Consider the following 23,157-nt stretch of genomic DNA (forward strand, 5'->3'; position numbering starts at 1 on the left):
GGCGGTCGGGACTAGGACCGGCTGCCGGCGTTGTGGTTGGTCTCAGTGCCCACTGCGTCATGGTCGCTGAGCGGCTCGTTGGCGAAGACGAACTGGCGGTAGGTCCAGAACCTGAAGAGCGTGCCCAGGCCGATGCCGATGAACGCGTTGACGTTGTTGGCGAGCTTGCCGTCCATGTTGAGCGTGTAGTGCGCGAAGGCCAGCCAGCCGGCCGCGATGGCCAAAGCGATGCCGTTGACGACGAAGAACAGCAGCACCTCGTGGGTCACAGGCCGGTTACGGCGGTGCCGGAACGTCCAGTAGCGGTTGCCGACCCAGGCCACGAGCGTGGCGATCGCACCGCTGACGATCTTGGCGGTGGTGACCTTGTGCTCGAGCGCACCGTTGACCAGGACGTTGAATCCGCCCATGTCGATCACGAAGCAGACGGCGCCGACGATCCCGAACTTGGCCATCTCACGCCAGAGGACGTCAACGGCACCCCGGAGCCGGTCGATGAATGGCACCCCATGACTGTAGACGTGGTCCCGGCGCCGTCCACGTAGGGTGTGCGACGTGATCGAACCGACCACCTCAGCCCCCGTGCGCCGGGCCCCTGGCGGCTTCCCCGTGGTGGGTGTCATCGGCGGCGGCCAGCTCGCCCGGATGATGCAGCCGCCCGCCGTCAACCTCGGCCTCACCCTGGCGGTTCTCGCCGAGTCCGACGACGCGTCCGCCGCGCTCGTGGTCCCACACGCGCCGGTCGGGCAGCACACCGACGTCGAGGCCGTCCGGGCTTTCGCCCGGGAGTGCGATGTCGTCACGTTCGACCACGAGCACGTACCAGCCGAGGTGCTGAGCGCCCTCGAGGCCGACGGCGTCGTCCTGCACCCCTCGCCCGCGGCGCTGGTGTACGCCCAGGACAAGCTCGCGATGCGTCGTCGCCTGACCGAGATCGGCATCCCGTGCCCCGCGTGGGCGCAGGTCACCGACCTCGCCGGGCTGCAGGCGTTCGGCGACGAGCACGGCTGGCCGGTCGTGGTGAAGACGCCACGCGGTGGCTATGACGGCAAGGGTGTCCGCGTCGTCGGCACTGCTGCCGAAGCGGCGGACTGGCTCGACCGTGCGGTCGAGTCGGGCGGTCTCCTCGCCGAGGAGGCGGTCGGCTTCAGCCGCGAGCTCGCGGTGCTCGTCGCCCGCAGTCCCTCCGGCCAGGCGGCGGTGTGGCCGGTCGTCGAGACCGTGCAGACCGACGGCATCTGCACCGAGGTGCTGGCGCCGGCCCCGGAGCTGTCCGAAGAGCTCGCGGTCCAGGTCACCGAGGCCGCGCTGCGCATCGTCGGCGAGCTCGACGTCACGGGCGTCATGGCCGTGGAGCTTTTCGAGATCCCCGGTGAGGGCCAGCCGACGTACGTGGTCAATGAGCTCGCGATGCGTCCGCACAACAGCGGTCACTGGACGATCGACGGTTCGGTGACCAGCCAGTTCGAGCAGCACCTGCGTGCCGTGCTGGACCTGCCGCTGGGTGACGTACGCGCCCGAGCGCCGTGGACCGTGATGGGCAACGTGCTCGGCGGCGACTACCCCGAGCTCTATGCGACCTACCGACACATCCTCGCGCGCGACCCGGGTCTCAAGGTGCACCTCTACGGCAAGGGCGTGCGCCCCGGTCGCAAGATCGGACACGTCAACGTCAGTGGTGACGATCTCGCCGACCTGCGCGGTCGCGCGCAGCACGCGGCCGACTACCTGCAGGGAGTGATCACTGAATGATGCTGGATGCCAAGGCTGTTGGGCCCGTCGGGCTCGTGATGGGCAGTGACAGCGACTGGCCCGTGATGAAGCAGGCCGCAGACGTCCTGCGCGAGTTCGGCGTGGCCTTCGAGGCCGACGTCGTCTCAGCGCACCGGATGCCGCACGAGATGGTCGACTACGGCGCGCGAGCGGCCGAACGCGGACTGCGCGTCATCATCGCCGGCGCCGGGGGAGCGGCCCACCTGCCCGGCATGCTCGCGTCGGTGACGCCGCTTCCGGTGATCGGGGTGCCGGTGCCGCTGAAGTACCTCGACGGCATGGACTCCCTGATGTCGATCGTGCAGATGCCGGCTGGGGTTCCCGTCGCGACCGTGTCGATCGGTGGTGCCCGCAACGCCGGGCTGCTCGCGCTGCGGATCCTCGCGGCGGGTAGCGGCGACGAGGCGGCGCGTCTGCGCGAACGGATGACGCAGTTCCAGACGACGCTCAAGGAGCAGGCCTACGCCAAGGGTGAGGCGCTGCGCCAGCAGGTCGCGAACCCGGCCGAAGACTGACTCAGCCGCGCATCGCCCGCCGGACACCTCGGCGTACGGCCTCGGAGACGGTCTTGGTCGTGTGCGGGTTGGTGTGCACGGCCATGTGCACAGGCGGGGGAGTCGGCAGGGACTCGACCTCGCGCAGCCCCTCGGGCGGAGCACCGAGCGTGGGCAGGAGGAGTACGCCCATGCCGGCTCGTGCGGCAGCGTGGCCCCCTGCGAGGTCGCCAGTCTCGGCCACGATGTGCCACCGCAGGTCACCGCCGGAGAGCGTGTCGAAGGATGGCTGACGCAGAGTGCACGGCGCATTGAAGACCACCAGCGGAACGGAGCCCAGGGGTGGCATCCAGGTGCTGGCGGCGTACCACCGCAGCGTGAGCTTGCTGCGCTCCTGAGCAGGTGCTGCGCCCAGCTCTGTGACGACCGCGACGTCGATCGCACGGGCGTCGAGCATGTCGAGCACGGCGTACGTCCGGTCGAGGCGGAAGCGAATCTCCTTGTGCGGCAGGCTTTCTCGCACCGCGGAGGCCATCTCAGGGAGCATGATCTCGGCTGCGTGCTGAGCCGCACCGATGACGAGCACGTCGGACCTGGTCTGCTCGAACTGCGCGATCGCCGCGTCGTGCGCGGCCAGGATCTTGCGCGCCTCGCCGAGGAGTCGTTCGCCGTCCGGGGTGAAGCGGGTACGTCGGCCGACCCGCTCCACGAGGGGTGCGCCGGTCGCCTGCTCGAGGCGGCGTACGTGCTGGCTCACCGCCGACTGGGTGAGGTGCAGAGTGACGGCAGCCCGGTGGAAGCCACCTGCAGCGGCGATCGCAACCAGGGACCTGAGCGGAGCGATGTCGAGTGTCTGGCTCACGTCTACAGGCTATCTGAGTAGCGATCGCGATTGATAATGATCACTGATCATTGTTGGACATGGCGGCCGGTTGGTCGCACGCTGGGTGACATGAAGCTGAAACCCCAGATGGCCGTGTCGGTCGCCTTCCTCTATGCACTGGGCTACCCGATCGCGGCGCTGGGCGTCGAGGCGATGTCACCGGGTCCACTTCTCGTGCTGCGGTTCGCGCTGTCCGGTCTGATCCTCGCGCTGATCGCGAAGGTCACCCATGCACGGTGGCCGCGTGGGCGGCAGCTCCGGGACGCGGTCGTCGTGGGGCTGCTGACCCAGGCCGTGCAGTTCATCGGCTGCTACGAGGCGCTGCGGCTGGGTGTCTCGCCGGTGCTCGTGGCGCTCGTCGTCGCGATGAACCCGCTGTCGACCGCGATGCTGGCCGCGCTTCTGCTCGGTGAGCCGATCTCGCGGCGCAAGGTGGTGGCTCTCGTCCTCGCGGTCGTGGCCGTCGTGGTGGCGTTCGCCGGTCGAGTGGCCGACGTGGGCGGGATCGACCTCGCGGTGCTGCTGCCTGTCGTGGCGCTGCTCGGCATCTCGCTCGGCAGCGTTCATCAGCAGCGTCGGCTGAAGGGCGCCGATGCGGTCCCGGTCAGCGCGATCGGTGTCACGGCGTCGGTGCCGTTCGCCGTGGTGTTCTCCCTGACCGCGCCCATGGAGGTGTACGACGTCCGCCAGGCGGTCCTGTCGTTGCTCGCCATGGTGGTCTTCAGCTCCGTGCTCGGCATGACGCTCTTCCTCGCGGCGGTCAAGCAGGCCGGTGCCGCACAGGTCTCGATGTTGTTCGCGGTCATCCCCTCGGGCGCCGCGTTGCTGACATGGGTGCTGCTGGGCACTCGGCCGGACATCGGAGTCGGGATCGGTCTGGTGATCGGAGCCGTCGCCTGCCTGGTCGGCCGGGAGGCGACGTCGCGCAAGCCGGCCGCGCGACCGGCGTACGACCTGGAGGCAGGGGAGGTGCCGGGCCGCTCGGCCCGGGCGGCGTCGTACTAACGTCCTGCATGGTTGTCGTCCACGTAGGAGGTCGGTGTGCGTTTCGGAGTCTTTGTTCCGCAGGGTTGGAAGATGGATCTGGTCGGCATCGAGCCGGCTCGGCAGTGGCAGGTGATGAACGACCTCGCCCAGCGGTTCGACGCCGACGAGCGGTGGGAGTCCATCTGGGTCTTCGACCACTTCCACACCACACCGGTCCCCACCGAGCAGGCGACGCACGAGGCGTGGAGCCTGATGGCGGCGTTCGCCGCGTCGACGTCGCGGATCCGCCTCGGGCAGATGTGCACCTGCATGGCCTATCGCAACCCGGGCTACCTCGCCAAGGTCGCCGCCACGATCGACATCATCTCCGGTGGACGGGTCGAGATGGGCATCGGAGCGGGCTGGTACGAGCACGAGTGGCGGGCGTACGGCTACGGCTTCCCGCGGGCGGGCGTGCGGCTGGAGATGCTCCGTGAGGGTGTCGATGTCTTCCGGCAGATGTGGACGACGGGATCCGCGACGCTGGACGGCAAGCACTACCAGCTGGACGGCGCGATCTGCCAGCCTCAGCCGCTGCAGACCACCTCGCCGGAGAACCGGATCCCGATGTGGGTCGCGGGCGGTGGCGAGAAGAAGACGCTGCGCATCGCGGCGGAGTACGCCGACTACACCAACTTCGATGGCTCACCCGAGGGGTTCGTCGCGAAGTCGGCGATCCTCGAGCAGCACTGCAAGGACGTCGGTCGCGACTTCGGCTCGATCGTGCGGTCGGCCAACTACAACGTGTTCATCGGCGAGAACGCTCAGGAAGTGCAAGATCGGCTCGACTGGCTCGAGGAGCACTACCGCGAGGCCGGCCTGACCGCGGAGAAGGCGGCCGAGCAGCGCGCCAACTTCTCGCGGGGGCCTCTCGTCGGCACACCCGAGCAGATTGTCGAGACTCTGCGCGGGCTGGAGGCGAGCGGCATGACCTACGCGATCACCAACTTCGCAGAGGCGGCGTACGACACTTCCGGCATCGAGCTGTTCGAGAGTCAGGTCCTGCCCGAGCTGGGCTAGCCGCCTCTGTCCACATCCCCGCTGTGCTTGCGGCGCCCTCCACAGGGGTGGCCTCGGGCATCGTGCGGTCTGGCCCCTCGGCCGAGGATCAACGCATCAGTCGATCTCTCGCTCAGGAGCCCTGCCATGATCCGTCCCGTTCTCGTTGTCGCGTCTGCCGTTCTCGCCGCCGCAGGCACGCTCGCGCCGTCCACCGCCCAAGGAGTCGAAGTACCCATGACGACCACCCCCAGCCCGACGAGCCCGGCCGCCACCCCGCCTGCGGAGGTGGGCGGCGTCGCGCTCTCGCAGCTGCCCGCCGGTCTCGGCGCGCTGAGCGTGTTCGACTCGGAGGACGACGACGCGCAGATCTCCACAGGTGTCTGGGAGTCGACCGTGCCCGAGGGTTCGGCCGTCGATCTGAGTGTCACGGTCGTGCGATCCGACCGGTTCACCACGCCGGAGGCGTTTCACGACTGGGTGGTGCCGTGGCAGGAGCGTCCGGCGGAGGAGGCTGTCTACGAGCAGACGACGGTCGGCGGTGGGACCGCGTGGCTGGCCAAGGACCAGGTGCTCTGGCTGATCCGGCCGGGTCTGGGCGCCTCCGTGACGATCGATGCGAAGCGATTCGACGCCACCACGCTGCCGCAGGTCGCCGAGGCCGCTCACGAGACAGCTTCAGGTGGTGCCGGCGCGCCGAAGTAGAGTGCCCCCCGTGACTGGGAACACTGACTTCGACCTCTTCAAGATCTCCGAGGACCACGAGGCCCTCCGCGAGGCCGTCCGAGCTGTTGCGGACGACAAGATCGCGCCGCATGCGGCCGAGGTGGACGAGAAGAGCGAGTTCCCACAGGCGGCACTCGACGCGCTCGTGGCCTCCGACTTCCACGCCCCGCACATCGCCGAGGAGTACGACGGCGTCGGCGCGGACGCGCTCGCGACCTGCATCGTCATCGAGGAGGTTGCGCGCGCGTGCGCGTCGTCCTCGTTGATCCCGGCGGTGAACAAGCTCGGCTCGATGCCGGTCATCCTCGGCGCCTCCGACGAGGTCAAGGCCAAGTACCTCCCGCCGGTGGCCAAGGGAGAGGCGATGTTCTCGTACGGCCTGTCCGAGCGCGAGGCCGGCTCGGACACCGCGTCGATGAAGTGCAAGGCCAAGAAGGACGGCGACTTCTACGTCCTCAACGGCCAGAAGTCCTGGATCACCAACGCGGGCGTCTCGCAGTTCTACACGGTCCTCGCGGTCACTGATCCGGACGGCGAGCGCGGCCGCAACATCTCGGCGTTCGTCGTCGAGAAGGACGACGAGGGCTTCGGGTTCGGTGAGCCGGAGCGCAAGCTCGGCATCAAGGGCAGCCCGACCCGCGAGCTGCACTTCGACAGCTGCCGCATCCCGGCCGACCGCATCATCGGCCAGGAGGGTGAGGGTCTCAAGATCGCGCTGCGCACCCTCGACCACACCCGCGTCACGATCGGAGCCCAGGCCGTCGGCATCGCGCAGGGTGCGCTGGACTATGCGCTCGGCTACGTCAAGGAGCGCAAGCAGTTCGGCAAGGCCATTGCTGAGTTCCAGGGTCTGCAGTTCATGCTCGGCGACATGGCCATGAAGCTCGAGGCCGCGCGGCAGATGGTCTACGTCGCGGCTGCCAAGTCCGAGCGTGGGGACGCCGACCTGCCGTTCTTCGGTGCGGCGGCCAAGTGCTTCGCCAGTGACGTCGCGATGGAGGTCACGACCGACGCCGTACAGCTGCTCGGGGGTGCCGGTTACGTCAAGGACCACCCCGTCGAGCGGATGATGCGCGACGCCAAGATCACCCAGATCTACGAAGGCACCAACCAGATCCAGCGCATGGTGATGGCCCGCCAGCTCCTCAAGCGCTGACCCAGGGCGCCCTTCTGCCGGGGAGAGTTCACTCGTGCGGGACAACGCAGAAGGTTCGAGCGTCATAGCGCTCGAACCTTCTGCAGTTGCCGTTCAGCTGGCGAGCGGTTTGCTGATCCGGACCTCTTCCTGCTCATATCCGAGCGCCGCGTAGAACGTGCGCGCGCCCTGGTTCGCGGCACCGGTCTCGAGCTGGATTCGTTGATGTCCGCGGGCGCGAGCCCACTGCTCGGCTGCGCGTATGAGTGCGGAACCGACTCCCAGTCGAGTCGCGTGCTCGGCGACCACGAGCTCGCCTAGGCATCAACCTCGCCGGACCAGTGCGTTCGTGTGCCCAACGAGACGAAACCGAGAACGCCGCTCTGATCCGCCGCTACGTACAGCGCATGTCCTGGGTCATCCGCACGCGCGATGCTCTCGGATACCCACGAAATCACTGCCGCTTGGACGCCGCGATGGTCACGCCACGAAGCAACGCCAGACGTCAGCCGCGGAGCGAGTTCAAGGACTGCATCTCGTTCTATGGCTCTGAACCGTCGGATCTCCATGAGGCGAGGCTAGAACTCGGTGCCCTAGTGAATAAGGCAACGGGTAAGCCCAGGAACGGCGGCGGGTTCGGGTGCCATCGGGACCGCGCGGGTCTGCGAGTCTCCGCATCCCACAATCGGTGCCCTTTCCGTCCACAGGTCGCGTTCGTCGACTGTGACCCAGTCACGGACGTTGAGAGGCTGGTTGCCATGGACGGTACGAACGGGCGGAACTCGTCGCGGAGCTCGCAGACGCCCAAGGCGGCGTGTTGTCGCGAGCGCAGCTTCGCGGTCTCGGCCTCTCACGCCACGAGGTGAAGCGGGAGGTCGCCGCGGGGCGATGGCGACTGCTGGGCACGCGGACGGTAGCTGTACTGCCCGACCTTGAGCCGGCCGCACGGTGGTGGCGAGCGGTGTGGGAGAGCGGGGAACGCGCGCGACTTGATGGTGCGACCGCCTTGCTGGCTGCGGGGCTAAAGCACTGGGATGAACCGGTCGTGCACGTCTCGGTGCCACGCGGCAGCCATGCGCGGCGCGTGACGGGAGTGCGGATCCATGCCGTCACGGACCTGGAGTTGCCGCATGGAGCGAGCATCCCGACGACGCGCCGGGAGATCGCCGTGGTCCGTGCCGCGCAGTGGGCAAGGACGGATCGCGAAGCCGCGACGATCATGGCGATGTCGGGTTCAGCAGCGCCTCGTCTCCGCGGCCCGACTTGCCGAAGCATGGCGGCACGTGACGCGCAGTCGGCGTCGAGCCTTGCTGGACGCCGTGATCCGAGACGTATGCAACGGTGCCGAGTCGCTGAGTGAGCTGGACTTCGCAGCGGCTTGCCGCGCGCGCGGCCTGCCGACACCGTCCCGGCAGGTGCTACGCCGAGGGCCGAAGGGCCGGATCTATCTCGACGTCGCCTGGGAGGACCTCGGAGTCGCGGTGGAGATCGACGGCGCACATCACGGATGGGGGCTCGGCGCAGTCGAGGATGCGTTGCGAGACAACAATGTCCGTCTGGACGGACTGCTGACGCTACGAATTCCCGTGTTGGGCTGGCGCATGGATCAGCGCGCCTTCATGGACCAGGTCGAGAGGGCCTTGGTTGCCGCAGCGGAGAGGGCGGAACTGCAGAAGGTTCGAGCGTCATGACGCTCGAACCTTCTGCGGAGAATTGCCGCCGTTGGTACGGGTGGCAGCGAAACCGGTTGCTAGGGCTTGACGTTGGGGGACTGGTCCTGGTTGAGCGCGTCGAACAGGGCGGCTGCGCCCTTGTCGTCCCACAGCACTGCGGACCCGGCCGGCGTCGAGTAGTTCGTATCCGCCACCGGCACCTGGATCGACTGACCCTTGCCACCGGAGAGCGACTTCAGGGCCCGCATGACCTTGAACGCCTCCCACGGCGACATGTCCTTGTCGACCGCAACACCTTGCGCACCCGAGGCGCCCATCTTCTTGAGCTTGAACGGGTTGATGATGTTGCTGGGCGAGGCCATCTTCTTCATCAGCGCACCGAGGAACTCCCGCTGCCGCTTGGCGCGACCGAGGTCACCCAGCGGGTCGGAGTAGCGGGCCCGGACGTAACCGAGCGCGTTCTTGCCGTCGAGGTTCTGGCAGCCGGCCGGCAGGTTGATGTGCGCCTTCTCGTCCTTCATCGCCTTGGGCAGGCACATCCGTACGCCGCCGACCGAGTCGACCACCGACGCGAACCCGCCGAAGCCGATCTCCATGTAGCCATCGACGTGCAGGTTGGTCGCACCCTCGACGGTCTGGACGAGCAGCTGCGGCCCGCCGACGGAGAAGGAGGCGTTGATCTTGTTCTTGCGGTGGCCCGGGATCTTCACATAGCTGTCGCGCGGCAGGCTGACCAGCGTCGGAGAACCGCTGTCGGGCATGTGCAGCAGCATGATCGAGTCCGTACGCCGTCCCGCCGCCGAGCCGGTGCCGAGGTCGTGCTTCTGGGCCGCGCTCAGACCCTCGCGGCTGTCGGAGCCGACGAGCACGATGTTGGTGCCCTTGCCCTCACCGGGACGCTCACCCGACGTCGGGATCGCGTCCACCTTGGTCACCTTGTCCCAGACGGTCTTGCCCGCCCAGGCGATCGCGGCGATCCACAGCAGCAGGATGATCAGGAATGCGCCGACCCACTTGGTCCAACGCCGCTTGCGCCGCGGACGCGAGATCGGGGCCGGGGTGCCCATGGGCCCGCCGGGACCGCCCGGCCCCTCGGGTCCTCCTGGTCCACCACCCGAACCGCCCGGTCCCTGGGGCCGGGTCTGGGTTGGACGTGGTGCGCCGACGGGCAGCCGCTGAGTGTGATCGGCGTACGCCGGGTCCTGGCCCGTGGCCGCCGCAGACGGGCGAGGGGCTGAGGCGGCTGCGCGCGCGCCGCTGGCGGGACGTGCGCCGGTCGGGCGTCGCACGGGTGCGGCCTGAGTGGCGCCGCCGTCGAGGTCGTCGTCGTACTGCGGTCGCTGGTCGTGGCGTACGGGAATCGGTTGGGCTCCAGGTTGCTCAGGCCCGCGACGACGCGGCCGCGGGGTCGCTCGCTCAGCGCCGCGGCGGGTGTCAACCGTGAACGCTTCGGTCTCCTCCGGGCCTGGTCGTGGAGCCGCAGGACGCGGCCGACGAGGGTCCGACTTGTCTTCGTGAGGCACGGCGTCAGGGTAACGGCCCCTCATGAGGGTGCAGTGGGGCGCAACGCCGTCATTTCCGGGACGCCGTACCGGTATGTGTGGTACGCACCCATCGCGTCGAGACCAGTCGGTGAGCGGTGGGTGGTGCACCGTCCCGAGCGCCGCCAACGGCCCTGTAACCTCGTGCAGCCATGACTGACGAGACAGCCGACCGCGCGACAGACGCCGCAGCAACAGGGATCTCGGTGGTGATGCCGATCCTCAACGAGGAGCGTTATCTCAAGACCGCGGTCGAGTCGATCCTCGCCCAGGACGCGCCAGGACCGGTCGAGGTCATCCTCGCCGTCGGGCCGAGCACCGACCGCACGCAGGAGATCGCCGATGCGATCGCTGCGAACGACTCACGTGTCCACGTGGTGGACAACCCCACCGGTCGGACCCCTGACGCCCTCAACGCGGCCCTGGCCAAGGCGTCGTACGACATCGTGGCCCGTGCGGACGGCCACGGCATCCTCTCCCCGGGCTACCTGCGTACGGCCGCGGAGGCGCTGCGCCAGACCGGCGCCGCCAACGTCGGCGGGATCATGGACGCCGTCGGCACCACGCCCTTCGAGCGCACCGTGGCCGCGGCCATGAAGTCGCGGCTCGGCGTGGGCGGCGCACGGTTCAAGCTCGGTGGTGAGGCCGGCGAGGCGGAGACCGTCTACCTCGGCGTCTTCCGCCGCGACTGGCTGGAGCAGATCGGCGGCTACGACAGCCGCTTCAGCCGCGCCCAGGACTGGGAGATGAACTACCGCATCCGGCAGGCGGGCGGGCTGGTCTGGTTCACGCCCGATCTGCGCGTCGAGTACCGACCGCGCGGCACCTTCCGCGCTCTCGCTCGCCAGTACCGCGACTACGGCCGCTGGCGCCGGGTCGTCGCACGGCAGCACAAGGGCTCCATCAACCCGCGCTACCTCGCGCCACCCGTGGCGCTCGGCGCCGTCGCGCTCGGCGCGGTCGGTGGGTTCGTCTGGCATCCGCTGTGGGTCGTGCCCGTGGCGTACGCCGCCGCCGTCACCGTTGGTGGCGTGCTGATCTCGCGCGGTGAGGGCCTCGGCGTTGCGGCTCGAATGCCCGCCGTACTGGCCACGATGCACATGACCTGGGGCTGGGGATTCCTGACTAGTCGCATCCGTCTGCAGGACTCACAGCAGGCGTTCGGCCAGGTTCAGCAGACTCCCAGCGACGGGACGGTAGCCTGACTCGGCGCGCCCGCGAGAGTGGGCGCTGGGGTGGGGGCATGAGCACGATCGACAACCAGGCAAGGACGGCATGGACAGCACGCGGCTGGCGAGCATCTGGTCACAGCGCAAGGTGCTCGACACCCTGGTCCGTCGGGACCTTCGAGTGCGGTACGCACGGAGCTGGCTGGGCTATCTCTGGACCCTGATCGACCCACTCGCGATGGCGCTGGTCTACTTCTTCGTCTTCGGGATCCTGTTCCACCGCTCGACTGGCGACAACGACCTCGTCTTCATCCTCTATCTGCTCGCCGGAATGCTCCCGTGGAACTGGTTCAACAGCTCCCTCAACGAGACGGCTCGGGCGCTGTACGCCGAACGCCTGCTCGTGCGCTCGACCAACATCCCGCGCGAGATGTGGGTCATCCGGGTCGTGATCGCGAAGGGCATCGAGTTCCTGCTCTCACTGCCGGTGCTGGCGTTCTTTGTGGTGCTCGTCCTCGCCGGCGTCAACCTTGGCAAAGGCAATCTGAGCCTTAATGTGCAGCTCCTCGCCATCATCCCGGCAATCCTGCTGCAGTTCGTGCTGTGCATCGGGATGGGGCTGGTGATGGCGCCCGTCACGGCACTCGTCGACGACTTTGTGCGCATTGTGCGCATTGTGCTGCGGATGCTGTTCTACTTCACGCCGATCGTCTACTCCATGGCTCTGGTCGACAAGGAGCTGCCGGAGGCGCGCAACATCATGATCTGGAACCCACTCGTCGGGATCATGGACATGTGGCGGGTCGGACTGTCCGGCAAGGTCGGCGTCGAGGGCTGGGCCTGGATCACCGCGACCATCGTGTCGTTCGCGTGGCTGGCGTTCGGGCTCTGGGTGTTCCGCAAGCTGGAGCCGGCAGTGCTGAAGGAGATCTGACGTGACTGACGTGAGCGACTCTGTGGAGTGGCGGACCAAGCCCGGCCAGCCGGTGATCACGGTGGACAACCTCGGGATCGAGTTCCTGCGCGGCCGCAAGCGCAAGCTGTCGTTGCGCGAGATGGTCTACCGCGGTGGCACCAGCCACGACAAGGAGACCTTCTGGGCGCTGCGCAACATCTCGTTCGAGGTGGGTCGCGGCGAGGCCGTGGGTCTGGTCGGCGGCAACGGTGGCGGCAAGTCGACGCTGCTCAAGATGATCGCCGGCACGCTGCTGCCTGATGAGGGCAAGGCGCAGGTCCGCGAAGGCGTGGCGCCGCTGATCGAGCTGACCGGCGGCTTCATCGGCGAGCTGTCCGCGCGCGAGAACGTCTACCTCACCGCCGGCCTGCACGGCATGTCCAACGATCAGATCGACGAGCGGTTCGACCAGATCATCGACTTCGCCGGTCCGCAGGTCCGCGACGGCGTCGACAAGCCGTTCCGCCACTTCTCCTCAGGTATGCAGGTGCGACTCGGCTTTGCCGTCATCACCTGTCTCGACGAGCCGATCATCCTGGTCGACGAGGTGCTCGCCGTCGGTGACAAGGGTTTCCGCGAGAAGTGCTACCAGCGGATGGAGGCCCTGCTCGAGCAGGGCCGCACGCTGTTCCTGGTCTCACACTCCGAGGGCGACCTCAAGCGGTTCTGCACCCGGGGCCTCTATCTCAAGGGCGGCGAGCTCGCCGCAGACGGCAGCATGGATGACATCCTCGAGCAGTACAACGTCGACATCATGAGCGAGTGACTGAGTCGGACCGCGCCGCCCGCTCGGGTGACTAGGCCAGGTCGACCGTGAGCTCGGGCTCGGTCTTCTGACGGACCTCGTCCTCGGTCACGCCGGGTGCCAGCTCGCGCAGCACCAGCCCGTCCGGGGTGACGTCGATGACCGCCAGGTCGGTGATGATCCGCTGCACCACACCCTTGCCGGTGAACGGTAGGGAGCACTCGTTGACGATCTTGTGCGAGCCGTCCTTGGCGACGTGCTCCATCAGCACGATGACCTTCTTGGCGCCGTGCACCAGGTCCATCGCACCGCCCATCCCCTTGACCATCTTGCCGGGGATCATCCAGTTGGCGATGTCACCGACCGCCGAGACCTGCATCGCGCCCAGGATCGCGGCGTCGACCTTGCCGCCGCGGATCATCCCGAACGACGTTGCCGAGTCGAAGATCGACGCGCCACGACGCAGGGTCACGGTCTCCTTGCCGGCGTTGATCAGGTCCGGATCTTCTTCGCCAGCAACGGGATACGCGCCGACGCCGAGGATGCCGTTCTCGGACTGCAGCACGAGCTCGACGTCGTCAGCGACGTAGTTGGGGACCAGCGTCGGCAGGCCGATGCCGAGATTGACGTAGTCGCCGTCGGCGAGCTCCGCCGCCGCGCGGGTGGCCATCTGCTCACGAGTCAGAGCCATGTCAGCCCTCCTGCTGGGGTGCCGGTCGGGTGGTCACGCGCTCGATGCGCTTGTCAGCGGCCTGCTCGGGCGTCAACGCGAGCACGCGCTGCACGTAGATGCCAGGCAGATGGATCTCGTCCGGGTCGAGCTCGCCGGGCTCGACCAGCTCCTCCACCTCGGCGATGCTGACCTGACCCGACATCGCGCACAGCGGGTTGAAGTTGCGCGTGCTCGTGCGGAAGACGAGGTTGCCGTGGCGGTCGCCCTTCCAAGCACGGACCAGACCGAAGTCGGTCACGATGGCCTCTTCGAGGACGTACTCACGGGACTGGTCGCCCATGGTGAGGGTGCGGGTCTCCTTGGGCTCGGACGCCTTCGTCACTGAGCCGTCGCTGCCGTAGCGCAGCGGCATGCCGCCCTCGGCCACCTGGGTGCCGACGCCCGTCGCGGTGAAGAACGCCGGAATGCCTGCTCCACCGGCACGCAGCTTTTCGGCCAGGGTGCCCTGCGGCGTGAGATGCACCTCGAGCTCGCCGTCGAGATACTGCCGCGCGAACTCCTTGTTCTCACCGACGTACGACGCCGTGATCTTGGCAATCCGCTTGTCCTGCAAGAGGATTCCGAGACCCCAGCCATCGACGCCACAGTTGTTGGAGACGACCTGCAGGTCGGTGGCACCGGACTCGTGGATCGCGCGGATCAGCACGCTGGGGATGCCACAGAGTCCGAACCCACCGACAGCCAGGGAGGATCCGTTCTGGATCCCCTCGATGGCCTGCTCGGCGCTTGAGACGACTTTGTCCATGAGCGCGACTGTATCGGCGCCGAGCCGAGGCCCGTGGCGCGGGTCACACCGGCGGCGAGGCCGTCCGGGTCACTCCTTCGGTGGTCAGACGGGCATCGAGCCGTGCCTGATCGGGCTCGCGCACGAGCACCACCGAGCCGTCGTCGGCCCAGGTCGCGAGGGTCTCGCGGAGCACCTGCTCGAGGTCACCCGTGACGTACGCCCTTCGCCCAGCCTCGTCGCTCGCCACGGCGACGAGGTCGGCGTACGACGTCTCACCCGTGGCCGACCGCAGCGCGACGTCCGTGGATGCGGGCTCGCCGTGCGGGGTGAGCTGGTCGCCGTAGGTCGCGAGCTCGTGCGCCTCATCGATCGCCCCAGCCGGGACAGACTGGTCAGCGCGTCGCGCAAGGGCGGCGAGGGTGACGACCACCTGCTCGGCCGACGAGGACGCAGACGGTGATGTGGTCACGACGACCTCGGCCTCCGGGTCTGCGACGACGGAGACCGTCGCCCCGACCGACCAGGCCGCCAGCGCCCAGTAGAGCGTGCGCCAGTGGTGTGCCGGCAAGTCCAGCACGACCACGCCGCCGGGCTCGACATCGAGCTCGTCCTGCAGCAGGTTGCCGGCCTTGGCGACCCAGTTGGCTAGCACCTTGGCCGACAGCTCGATGCGTTCGCCCTGGGTCGGTCCGGGCGCGTCGTCGTAGTAGGTGACGCGAGGTCGGGTCGCGTCCCGGCGCAGCATCGCGAGGAGCACTCCGGACGGGGTCATGCACGCACCTTGGAGAGGGCATCGTGCACCTGCTGGACCTCAGCGGGGGAGAGGGGCTCGCGCGCCGCCAGGTCGGCGTTGCGGCGTACCTCTTGGTCGCTGTGGCAGCCGATCACGGCCGAGGTGATCACGTCATGGCCGAGGACGTACGCGAGGCACAGGTCGTCGACTCCGTCGCGGCCCAGGTCGTCCGCCAGCGACGCCAGCACCTTGGCTGCCGGATGGTCAGCGAGGAGCGCGCCCCCGTCGTACGTCCGGTAGGTCGCGACGACGACCTTGGCCGATCGCAGGGCTCGCTCAGTCTCTTCGGGGAGAGCCTGCAGCACGTTGAACGGCATCTCGAGGTAGCCGATCTCGCCCAGTGCCAACGCTTTTGGGACTTCATCAAGTGAGGAGACCGAGACGCCGAGGCGTCCGACCTCGCCCGTCGCGTGGTACTTGCGCAGTCGCGCCCACGCCTTGTCGCCCGCGTCTCCCGGGCCTGCCAGCACGGCTGCGGCCACGCTGCGGCGACCGAGCTCGGCGAAGGTGCGTTCGAGGCTCGCCTCGACCGCGAGCGCCTCACCGGCCTCGAGTGGGCGGAGGCGGCTGATGTAGCCCAGCCGCCGGGTCAGCTGCGGCTCGATGCCAGCGCGCAGGACTCGCTCCGCGCGTCCGTCGGCCCGGCCCACCTCGACGTGCGTGACGCCCCGAACGACCGCGGTGTCCAGCAGGGTGCGGACCTCGGCTGCGTCCGGAGCGTGGTCACCGGAGAGATGCGCACCGCCGACCACGAAGGCGCTCTGGCGCAGCTCGGAGGTGTCGCGGGTACGCACCGTCGGACCCTGCTCGGCGATGTCGCCGGAGAGGGCGTCCATGAAGTCGGTCCACGGCACAGCGACCGGGTCCTCGACGTGCGCGAACAACCGGCTCACCCGGTCGAAGTCGCTGAGGTTGTCCACGGTGCAGCGGTAGCGGGCCGGCTCGCCCGGGTTGGCCTTCGGCGCGAAGAGCAGCTCACCGAGCGTGCGGCGCAGCCACGGCGTGACGTGCTCACGGTCGTAGGGGTCCTGGGTGGACTCCGAGGCGCGGCGCAGGTCGCCGACCCAGAACCCTTCTGCGCCCAGGCCTTCGGGGACGACGTCGATGTCGACGCGGCCGTACGCGTGGCCTGACTCGTCCATCGCGGCGAGCAGCTCATCGACGACGTCGGCGTCCATGACCGGGTTGTCGCCGGTGAGGCGGACGACGCGGTCGGTCGGGTCGAGATCTTCGGTCGCCTGCACGAAGCGGCCCAGGACGTCGTCGAGCGCACCGCGGACGACGCGGATCCCGACGTGCTCCAGGTGCTCGGCGATGCGGGTGTCGTAGTGCTCGTCGCTGGTCGCCACGACCACCTCGTGGCCGCTGCGTGACGCGCGGCGGGCGACCAGCTCGATGAGCGGCATACCGGCGACGGCCATCAGGGCCTTGCCGGGCAGGCGTGAGGAGTTGAGTCGTGACTGGATCACGACGCGGGTGCGTGGCACCGGAGTGACCTCCGCGGGGAGGGGATGGGCGGACCTGGGCAGGCTACCCGCGCAGCTCGTACACCGCGGCTTCGCCCGCGCTGATCTTGAGCCGGGCCAGCGAGCGCAGCCGTGGGCTGACCGGGCCGGCCCGCGTGTCGGCGACCAGCCAGCGGACACCGTCGGCGTACATCCGCTTGAGGACGTCAGCGGTCGGGGCCGTGAACGCGGCGTCGTTGCGTCGCAACCGCTCCGGGTCGTAGAACGGCTGACGGACGTACGGCAGCCCGTCCTTTCCGTGCATCGCGCGGGCCTCGTCGGTGTAGGCCCAGCCCTCGACGTACGCCGCCCGCTCGCCGAGACCGGTCACCCAGAACGAGCGGGTGTCGCAGTGAGGGGTGGGCGCGATCCCGCGGCAGTGCACGTTGGTCGCGACCAGGTCGTCTCGCGGCGTATGGGCGCGCAGCCAGCCAGTCACTGTGACCTCACCAGACGTGAGGTGGTGGCGTGGCTCGTCGCGCAGCAGCTCGCTGATGGTGTGGCTGGAGGTCTGTACGCCGGTCGGCACGACCGCGGCGGCCAGAACTCCGATCACGGCGAGGGTCGCGAGGCCTGGGCGTCGCAGCGCCCAGAGCGCGCCGAGGACGACCACGATCAGGCAGACGGCGAGGGAGAGCCGGAGAACGGTGTGGGCGCTCGAGGTCGGGCCCGCGACGAGTCGTACGCCACCCCACGCGGCCAGGCCCGCGGCGGCTGCCAGCGCGGCGTCGCGCGCGCCGGGCGGTCGGCGCTCGAGCAGGTGCACCGCGCCCCAGGCGCTGAGCACGGCCCACAGCGGCACAACCCCGCGGAGGAAGTAGACCTGAGAGCCGGACGGGTGCACCAAGATCAGCACCACGGCGAAACCGGCGGTGAACGCTCCCGCGATGAACCACAGCGTCGGGTCGCGGCGCGGCAGGCTGAGCGCGCCGATCGCGTGGGCGTGCTGCGCCAGCATGAGTACGGCCACGGCCACGCCCAGCAGGACGAGGGCCGGTCCCGACAGATGCGCGCTGGTGTACGCCGGCAGGTGCCTGGCCGTACCTCCCACCTCGAGCTCCGACCCGCCTCCGCCACCGGCGAACCACGGGATGCTCACGGCCATGACGAGGGTGGCGAGGCCGAGCGCCAGCGCGGTCGGACGCCTGGCCGGTGTCCGCCAGGTCGCGACGAGCGCCACGGCGAGGCCGCCGACCAACGTCGGGAGGATGGAGCTCTTCGCGCCCGAGCACGCCGCCAGCATCAGGACCAGCAGCAGCCAGCCGCGACCGCTCGTCCGGCCGCGCAACGTGTCGATGAGCAGCCAGGCCGACAGCAGCATCATCGAGTGTCCGAGTACCTCCGTCGGCGAGGCCGCAGACAGGGCGTCCACGCCGACACCAGGGACGGACAGGATCGGCGTGAGTGCTGCCGGTGCGAGCAGCAGCCCGCAGGCCAGCACCCCGGCCCAGGGACGCCGGCTGAGGTGGACGGTGAGGAGATAGACCAGGGCCAGCGTGACGGCGTACACCGGGAGGTACCAGAGGCGGGCGCTCACGGTGATCAGGTCGACCTTGGACACGAGGGAGTCCGCGGCCGTGTGAGCGCTGGAGAACCAGTGGTAGCGCAGCACCTCGCCGCTGGCCTGCGGGACCTGCGGCGGCGCCGAGCGGGTCGCCTCGGCGTTGATCGACAGCTGCCAGTAGAGATCGGGCGGCCACATGCCGGTGCGCCTCGGCAGGGGAGTGCTCTCGAAGACGTTGGCGCAGACGCGGGCGAGGCCAAGGCTGTACGCCACGAGCAACCCCCACGCGGGGCCGACCGGCAGGCGCTCGTCGTAGGGCTTGAGGTGCAGACGCTGCCGCAGCCCCGGAACCGCGCTGAAGACCGCGAGCACGAGGAGCGGATAGGTCGCGAGCCAGTCACCCAGGCCGAGGGCGACGTACGCGGCCCAGGCCAGAAGTCGTACGGCCACACCGACAGCGAACGCCGGCGCCACCTCGGCCAGCAGGTGCGCCGGCCGGGACCGCAGGGCGCGGTGGACGAGCACGCCGGGGAGCAGGACCGACCAGAGGGACGCGAGCGCGAATCGTGTGGTGTCCCAGACGGATACGCCGTAGATCGCGAGGACGATCACTGTCCCGGCGACCGCGACGAGCGCGGGCAGCCAGCCCCGAAGTCGGCTCACCGGGGCAGCCGAGCGAGCAACGCATCGGCCACGCGCGTGCGGCCCTGGCCGTCGACGAGCCGCTGCCCGAGCGCCGCGAGATCTGCACGCCGGTCGCCGTCGGTCAGCACGGAACGCAGCTCCGCCACAGCGGCGGCGCGAGCGGCATCGTCGGTGCGCAGCTCGTCCAGCACGCCGACGGGCGCGACGACGCCCTCGCCGACCGTCGCGGTGTAGCCCTGACGTTGGTTGTCGACGACGCACACGACGCCAGTCGGCACGCCTAGGCACAGCAGCTCCCACACCGAAGACCCGGAGGCGCTCACCGCGACGTCGCTCTCGGCCGCCAGTGCAGCCAGGTCGGAGACGGGGTCGAGCACCTCGAGCGACTGGCCGGCGCCGGGGGAGAGTCCGGCGAGCGTCGTACGGACCTCCTCGCGGGCCGCGATCACCGTCACCTGGACAGGCACCTCAGTTGCGAGCACGAGGGGTACGACGGTCGCGGCGGCCGCGTAAGGATCAGTCCCGCCGAACACGGCGAGCAGGCGGGGCGGGTCGTGGGCCGGGACGGGCTCGACGCGGCGACGGGTGAGGACGGTGTCGCGGAACAGCGCGTAGTCCAGGCCGGCGAGCGCCGCGGCACCTGGCGGCAGGTCGGCGCGAGGTGTCGCGCGGAGGTTCTGGTCGACGTACAGATCGGCCTCCTGGCCGGCGCCGAACTCGGCGTCGACCATGGCGAGCACCACGAGCCCGGCAGTGCGCAGGGCGGCTCCCGTCTCAGAAGGCAGGTGGTAGCCGTCGAGGACGACGGCCACGGCCGCCAGCGCAGTGACCTGCTCGGCCACCTGTGCGGGGTCCTCCTGCGCTGGGAGAACGGGGATCCCGCGGTCGCGGACGAGCTGCTCGACCCATGTGATGCCGCCCAGGTCGCCCACGAGCGAGACGGCGACGCCGCGGGCCTGGAGCTCCTCGGCCAGTGCCAGGCTGCGGATGAGGTGACCGACACCGAATGTGGGGTGTGCGTCGCACCGCAGGACCACGCGCGTCTGGGGAGGTTCATCCATGCCCGAATCGTAGGGTTGTGGCTGATAACCTCTGCGATGGCCTGCACCGCTGACGGCGGGCCCAGATCACATCACCACTGGGAGAAGTTGAGTGAGCATTCTCGAAGGTTCGTCCATTCTCGTCACCGGCGGCACCGGTTCCTTCGGGAAGGCGTTCATCACCAGGCTGCTCGAGGACTACAACCCCAAGCGCGTCGTGATCATCTCGCGCGATGAGCTGAAGCAGTGGGAGGTCCGCGCGCAGTTCAAGGACGACCCGCGGCTGCGCTGGTTCATCGGTGACATCCGCGACCTGGACCGCCTCAAGCGCGCGATGCACAACGTCGACTACGTCGTGCACGCCGCTGCGCTCAAGCAGGTCGACACCGCGGAGTACAACCCGTTCGAGTTCGTCAAGACCAACGTGCTGGGCAGCCAGAACGTCATCGAGGCGGCCATCGACTCCGGCGTCAAGAAGGTCGTGGCGCTGTCCACCGACAAGGCGTCCAGCCCGATCAACCTCTACGGCGCCACCAAGCTGACCGCCGACAAGCTGTTCATCACGGGCAACCACTACGCCGCGGCGTACGAGACCCGGTTCGCCGTGGTCCGCTACGGCAACGTGATGGGCTCGCGCGGCTCGATCATCCCCAAGTTCCGTGCGCTGCAGGAGGCCGGCGAGTCGCTGCCGATCACCGACCTGCGCTGCACCCGCTTCCTGATCACCCTGCCGCAGGCTGTGCAGATGGTGCTGGACACCTTCGAGCTGATGCAGGGTGGCGAGCTGCTCGTCCCGCGCATCCCCTCGATGAAGGTCACCGACCTGGCCCAGGCGATCGCGCCCGGCGCCAAGATGCACGACATCGGTCTGCGCCCGGGCGAGAAGCTGCACGAGGAGATGATCAGCCCGGAGGAAGGCCGCCGCGCGGTCATCGTCCACGACGGCAAGTACTTCGTGATCCAGCCCGACCTGGCGACCTGGGGCTACCAGCCGCCGGCTGACGGCAAGCCGGTCGAGGACGGCTTCCACTTCTCCTCGGACAACAACGACCAGTGGTTCACCATTGAGCAGATCCGCGAGATCTTGGAGTCCGACGTCTGATGGTTCTGCCTTACGGGCGCCAGTCCATTGATGAGTCCGACATCGAGGCTGTCGCGGCGGTCCTGCGTGGCGACTGGCTGACCACGGGTCCGGCAGTCGACCGTTTCGAGCAGGACATTGCGGCGGTCGCCGGCGTCTCAGCGTCGGTTGCGGTGACCTCCGGGACGGCTGCGCTGCACACGGCGTACGCCGCGGTGCCGTTGCAGCAGGGAGATGAGGTCATCACGACCCCGCTGACGTTCTTCGCCACAGCCACCTGCGCCATCTGGCAGGGCGCCACGATCGTCTTCGCCGACGTCAGCGAAGACACCGGCAACTTGGACCCTGCGGCCGCGGCTGCTGCGGTCACGGGCAAGACCAAGGTCGTCGCCGGCGTCGACTACGCCGGGCACCCGATCGACGGCCCCGCCCTGTCGAAGGTCGCGCACGACGCGGGCGCGCTCCTGCTCGAGGACGCGGCCCACTCGATCGGTGGCTCGCTCGACGGCGTACCGGTCGGCTCGTTGGCCGACGTCACGACGTTCTCCTTCTTCCCGACCAAGAACCTCACGACCGGTGAGGGTGGCGCCGTGGTCTCCACGAGCACCGAGGTGCTCGACCGGGCGCGTGAGTTCAAGTCGATCGGCTACACCCGCGACCCCGAGAAGTGGCACGCCAAGGGCGATCAGGGCGGCTGGTACTACGAGGTGCACAACCTCGGGCTGAACTACCGGCTCCCCGACGTGCTCGCGGCCCTGGGCTCCAACCAGCTGCACCGCCTGGACGCGTTCAAGAAGCGCCGGCAGGACATCACGGACCGCTACAACGCTGGTCTGGCCGGTATCGACGCGCTGCGCACCCCCGCGCACCGGGAGGGCGCCGACCCCATGTGGCACCTCTACCCGCTGCGCATCCAGGACGGCCGCCGGCGTGAGCTGTTCGACCACCTGCGCGGTAACGGCATCGGTGTCCAGGTCAACTACATCCCGGTGCACTGGCAGCCCTACTTCGCCGAGCGCGGCTACCGCAAGGGCATGTGCCCGATCGCGGAGACCTACTCCGAGCAAGAGGTCAGTCTGCCGATGTTCCCCGACCTGTTGGACTCCGACGTGGACCGCGTCATCGAGCTGGTCCGCGAGTTCGTCGGCGCCTGAGCCGGTGCATCACGCCAACCACTTCTATGGTCACGCGTCGATCCTGGCGCGCTACTGCGGGCTGACGGGGTCGCCGACCATCTGGGGCTACCTCCAGCACGGCTGGAACACCCACGACGGTTTTGCGGTCGGTCACGAGTTCGTGCCCGGCTATCCCAAGCTGGTCTGGTCGGAGGCAGTCGCCCGTCGCGGGTGGGCGCTCGGGCTGCGCAACTACGTCGTGATCGGCTCGCCCTGGGCCTACCTCCTGGCGCTGCAGGCGCAGGCGCCGCCGCCGGAGGGTGAGCGTGCGGGCACGCTGGTCTATCCCTTCCACGGCTGGGAGGGACAGCAGATCGTCGGTGACCACGAGGCCTACGCCGACGATGTCCGCGAGCGTGAGGGCGACGTACCGCTCACGATGTGCCTCTACTGGAACGACTACGAGGACGCGAACGTACGAAAGACGTACGAGGACAAGGGTTTTCGTGTGATCACGCACGGTCGGCGCGGCCATATGTACGTCGGTGGTGACCTCGACTTCCTCGATCGGCAGCTCACCGAGGTGCGGGCGCACCGCCGCGTCGTCAGCAACCGCCTCGGCAGCGCGCTGCTCTACGGCGCGAGCACCGGAGCGGAGATCGGCGTCTACGGCGACCCGATGGTGCTCGAGGGCGACCATGCGGTGCTCGGCGGGATGGCCAAGCAGCAGCGGCTCTTCCCCGAGCTGCACCAGGACCAGGTCCCGGACGCGGTCGCGCACGCGGTCGCCCGCCGGGAGCTCGGCCTCGACGAGACGCTGAGCCCCACACTCCTTCAGCACACGCTGGGGTGGGACGATGACATGCCCCCTCAGCCGAACCAGGAGCACGTCTGA

General features: G+C 68.9%; 23 protein-coding genes. 13 read left to right on the forward strand and 10 right to left on the reverse strand.

What is annotated here, in order from left to right; translation table 11 throughout:
• Positions 1 to 11 precede the first annotated feature (11 nt).
• Positions 12 to 506, reverse strand: coding sequence for a GtrA family protein (locus VV02_RS10380; protein WP_052591482.1), 495 nt, complete (start codon positions 504 to 506; stop codon positions 12 to 14).
• A 49-nt stretch (positions 507 to 555) separates the two neighbouring features.
• Between VV02_RS10380 and VV02_RS10385 the strand changes: the two genes are divergently transcribed.
• Both VV02_RS10385 and purE read left to right on the forward strand, forming a co-directional pair.
• Positions 556 to 1,752, forward strand: coding sequence for a 5-(carboxyamino)imidazole ribonucleotide synthase (locus VV02_RS10385; protein WP_245633043.1), 1,197 nt, complete (start codon positions 556 to 558; stop codon positions 1,750 to 1,752).
• Positions 1,749 to 2,288, forward strand: a complete 540-nt coding sequence (gene purE, locus VV02_RS10390) for a 5-(carboxyamino)imidazole ribonucleotide mutase (RefSeq protein ID WP_157063357.1) — start codon at positions 1,749 to 1,751, stop codon at positions 2,286 to 2,288. The genes VV02_RS10385 and purE overlap by 4 nt, the downstream gene beginning before the upstream one ends.
• A 1-nt stretch (position 2,289) precedes the next feature.
• Here the strand turns inward: purE and VV02_RS10395 are convergent, their stop codons facing one another.
• The gene (locus tag VV02_RS10395) at positions 2,290 to 3,129 is read right to left on the reverse strand and encodes a LysR family transcriptional regulator (protein ID WP_052591484.1); all 840 of its coding nucleotides are present in this window, start codon (positions 3,127 to 3,129) and stop codon (positions 2,290 to 2,292) included.
• A gap of 90 nt (positions 3,130 to 3,219) precedes the next feature.
• Between VV02_RS10395 and VV02_RS10400 the strand changes: the two genes are divergently transcribed.
• The 4 genes from VV02_RS10400 to VV02_RS10415 all read left to right on the forward strand — a co-directional run bounded on the left by VV02_RS10400 (position 3,220) and on the right by VV02_RS10415 (position 7,057).
• Positions 3,220 to 4,155 (forward strand): DMT family transporter, encoded by a 936-nt coding sequence (locus VV02_RS10400; RefSeq protein WP_169787672.1) that lies wholly within the window; start codon positions 3,220 to 3,222, stop codon positions 4,153 to 4,155.
• A gap of 36 nt (positions 4,156 to 4,191) precedes the next feature.
• Positions 4,192 to 5,196 carry an LLM class F420-dependent oxidoreductase gene (locus VV02_RS10405; RefSeq protein ID WP_052591487.1) on the forward strand — a complete coding sequence of 335 codons (1,005 nt, stop codon included), beginning with the start codon at positions 4,192 to 4,194 and terminating at the stop codon, positions 5,194 to 5,196.
• A 216-nt stretch (positions 5,197 to 5,412) separates the two neighbouring features.
• Entirely contained in the window at positions 5,413 to 5,880 is a 468-nt protein-coding gene (locus tag VV02_RS10410) for a hypothetical protein (RefSeq protein ID WP_157063358.1), read from the forward strand.
• Between the two features lie 10 nt (positions 5,881 to 5,890).
• Entirely contained in the window at positions 5,891 to 7,057 is a 1,167-nt protein-coding gene (locus tag VV02_RS10415) for an acyl-CoA dehydrogenase family protein (RefSeq protein ID WP_052591490.1), read from the forward strand.
• Between the two features lie 93 nt (positions 7,058 to 7,150).
• Here the strand turns inward: VV02_RS10415 and VV02_RS10420 are convergent, their stop codons facing one another.
• Positions 7,151 to 7,345: a GNAT family N-acetyltransferase gene (locus VV02_RS10420; RefSeq protein ID WP_052591493.1), complete on the reverse strand. Its 195-nt coding sequence runs from the start codon at positions 7,343 to 7,345 to the stop codon at positions 7,151 to 7,153.
• A 974-nt stretch (positions 7,346 to 8,319) separates the two neighbouring features.
• Between VV02_RS10420 and VV02_RS10425 the strand changes: the two genes are divergently transcribed.
• A complete protein-coding gene (locus tag VV02_RS10425; RefSeq protein WP_157063359.1) occupies positions 8,320 to 8,727 on the forward strand; it encodes a hypothetical protein in 408 nt (135 codons plus the stop codon).
• A gap of 59 nt (positions 8,728 to 8,786) precedes the next feature.
• Here VV02_RS10425 and VV02_RS27110 read toward each other — a convergent pair whose 3' ends face one another.
• Positions 8,787 to 10,232 carry an LCP family protein gene (locus VV02_RS27110; protein WP_245633044.1) on the reverse strand — a complete coding sequence of 482 codons (1,446 nt, stop codon included), beginning with the start codon at positions 10,230 to 10,232 and terminating at the stop codon, positions 8,787 to 8,789.
• A gap of 170 nt (positions 10,233 to 10,402) precedes the next feature.
• Between VV02_RS27110 and VV02_RS10435 the strand changes: the two genes are divergently transcribed.
• From VV02_RS10435 to VV02_RS10445, 3 genes are all read left to right on the forward strand, one after another.
• The gene (locus VV02_RS10435; RefSeq protein ID WP_052591496.1) at positions 10,403 to 11,455 is read left to right on the forward strand and encodes a glycosyltransferase family 2 protein; all 1,053 of its coding nucleotides are present in this window, start codon (positions 10,403 to 10,405) and stop codon (positions 11,453 to 11,455) included.
• A gap of 70 nt (positions 11,456 to 11,525) precedes the next feature.
• The gene (locus tag VV02_RS10440; RefSeq protein ID WP_052591498.1) at positions 11,526 to 12,353 is read left to right on the forward strand and encodes an ABC transporter permease; all 828 of its coding nucleotides are present in this window, start codon (positions 11,526 to 11,528) and stop codon (positions 12,351 to 12,353) included.
• A 10-nt stretch (positions 12,354 to 12,363) separates the two neighbouring features.
• Positions 12,364 to 13,140: an ABC transporter ATP-binding protein gene (locus VV02_RS10445; RefSeq protein WP_425412293.1), complete on the forward strand. Its 777-nt coding sequence runs from the start codon at positions 12,364 to 12,366 to the stop codon at positions 13,138 to 13,140.
• A 31-nt stretch (positions 13,141 to 13,171) separates the two neighbouring features.
• Here VV02_RS10445 and VV02_RS10450 read toward each other — a convergent pair whose 3' ends face one another.
• From VV02_RS10450 to VV02_RS10475, 6 genes are read right to left on the reverse strand one after another with little or no spacing between them, the layout of a single operon-like run.
• Complete coding sequence (locus VV02_RS10450; protein ID WP_052591499.1) at positions 13,172 to 13,810, reverse strand: CoA transferase subunit B; 639 nt, start codon at positions 13,808 to 13,810, stop codon at positions 13,172 to 13,174.
• A 1-nt stretch (position 13,811) separates the two neighbouring features.
• Entirely contained in the window at positions 13,812 to 14,597 is a 786-nt protein-coding gene (locus tag VV02_RS10455; protein ID WP_052591501.1) for a CoA transferase subunit A, read from the reverse strand.
• A gap of 43 nt (positions 14,598 to 14,640) precedes the next feature.
• On the reverse strand, positions 14,641 to 15,351 hold the full coding sequence (locus VV02_RS10460; protein ID WP_052591503.1) for a TIGR03089 family protein: 711 nt from the start codon (positions 15,349 to 15,351) through the stop codon (positions 14,641 to 14,643).
• Entirely contained in the window at positions 15,348 to 16,859 is a 1,512-nt protein-coding gene (locus tag VV02_RS10465; RefSeq protein ID WP_052591505.1) for an aldo/keto reductase, read from the reverse strand. Before VV02_RS10465 ends, VV02_RS10460 begins: the two co-directional genes overlap by 4 nt.
• Before the next feature lie 43 nt (positions 16,860 to 16,902).
• Positions 16,903 to 19,044 (reverse strand): hypothetical protein, encoded by a 2,142-nt coding sequence (locus VV02_RS10470; RefSeq protein WP_052591506.1) that lies wholly within the window; start codon positions 19,042 to 19,044, stop codon positions 16,903 to 16,905.
• Positions 19,041 to 20,087: a PseG/SpsG family protein gene (locus VV02_RS10475; protein WP_052591507.1), complete on the reverse strand. Its 1,047-nt coding sequence runs from the start codon at positions 20,085 to 20,087 to the stop codon at positions 19,041 to 19,043. Before VV02_RS10475 ends, VV02_RS10470 begins: the two co-directional genes overlap by 4 nt.
• A gap of 91 nt (positions 20,088 to 20,178) precedes the next feature.
• Here VV02_RS10475 and pseB point away from each other — a divergent pair, with 91 nt between their 5' ends.
• Genes pseB through VV02_RS10490 form a run of 3 tightly spaced genes read left to right on the forward strand, consistent with a single transcriptional unit; the run spans position 20,179 to position 23,157 of the window.
• Positions 20,179 to 21,168 (forward strand): UDP-N-acetylglucosamine 4,6-dehydratase (inverting), encoded by a 990-nt coding sequence (gene pseB / locus VV02_RS10480; protein ID WP_052591508.1) that lies wholly within the window; start codon positions 20,179 to 20,181, stop codon positions 21,166 to 21,168.
• The gene (locus VV02_RS10485) at positions 21,168 to 22,301 is read left to right on the forward strand and encodes a DegT/DnrJ/EryC1/StrS family aminotransferase (RefSeq protein WP_052591509.1); all 1,134 of its coding nucleotides are present in this window, start codon (positions 21,168 to 21,170) and stop codon (positions 22,299 to 22,301) included. The genes pseB and VV02_RS10485 overlap by 1 nt, the downstream gene beginning before the upstream one ends.
• 4 nt (positions 22,302 to 22,305) lie before the next feature.
• Positions 22,306 to 23,157 carry a hypothetical protein gene (locus VV02_RS10490; RefSeq protein ID WP_052591510.1) on the forward strand — a complete coding sequence of 284 codons (852 nt, stop codon included), beginning with the start codon at positions 22,306 to 22,308 and terminating at the stop codon, positions 23,155 to 23,157.

The organism is Luteipulveratus mongoliensis, from assembly GCF_001190945.1.
Classification (GTDB): domain Bacteria; phylum Actinomycetota; class Actinomycetes; order Actinomycetales; family Dermatophilaceae; genus Luteipulveratus; species Luteipulveratus mongoliensis.

Bases quoted from the DNA above. Each gene is read 5' to 3' on its own strand.
- VV02_RS10410 (WP_157063358.1), top strand. From the start codon at position 5,413: ATGACGACCACCCCCAGCCCGACGAGCCCGGCCGCCACCCCGCCTGCG.
- VV02_RS10400 (WP_169787672.1), top strand. From the start codon at position 3,220: ATGAAGCTGAAACCCCAGATGGCCGTGTCGGTCGCCTTCCTCTATGCA.
- VV02_RS10485 (WP_052591509.1), top strand. From the start codon at position 21,168: ATGGTTCTGCCTTACGGGCGCCAGTCCATTGATGAGTCCGACATCGAG.
- VV02_RS10475 (WP_052591507.1), bottom strand. From the start codon at position 20,087: ATGGATGAACCTCCCCAGACGCGCGTGGTCCTGCGGTGCGACGCACAC.
- purE (WP_157063357.1), top strand. From the start codon at position 1,749: ATGATGCTGGATGCCAAGGCTGTTGGGCCCGTCGGGCTCGTGATGGGC.
- VV02_RS10460 (WP_052591503.1), bottom strand. From the start codon at position 15,351: ATGACCCCGTCCGGAGTGCTCCTCGCGATGCTGCGCCGGGACGCGACC.
- VV02_RS10450 (WP_052591499.1), bottom strand. From the start codon at position 13,810: ATGGCTCTGACTCGTGAGCAGATGGCCACCCGCGCGGCGGCGGAGCTC.
- VV02_RS10440 (WP_052591498.1), top strand. From the start codon at position 11,526: ATGGACAGCACGCGGCTGGCGAGCATCTGGTCACAGCGCAAGGTGCTC.
- VV02_RS10455 (WP_052591501.1), bottom strand. From the start codon at position 14,597: ATGGACAAAGTCGTCTCAAGCGCCGAGCAGGCCATCGAGGGGATCCAG.
- VV02_RS10435 (WP_052591496.1), top strand. From the start codon at position 10,403: ATGACTGACGAGACAGCCGACCGCGCGACAGACGCCGCAGCAACAGGG.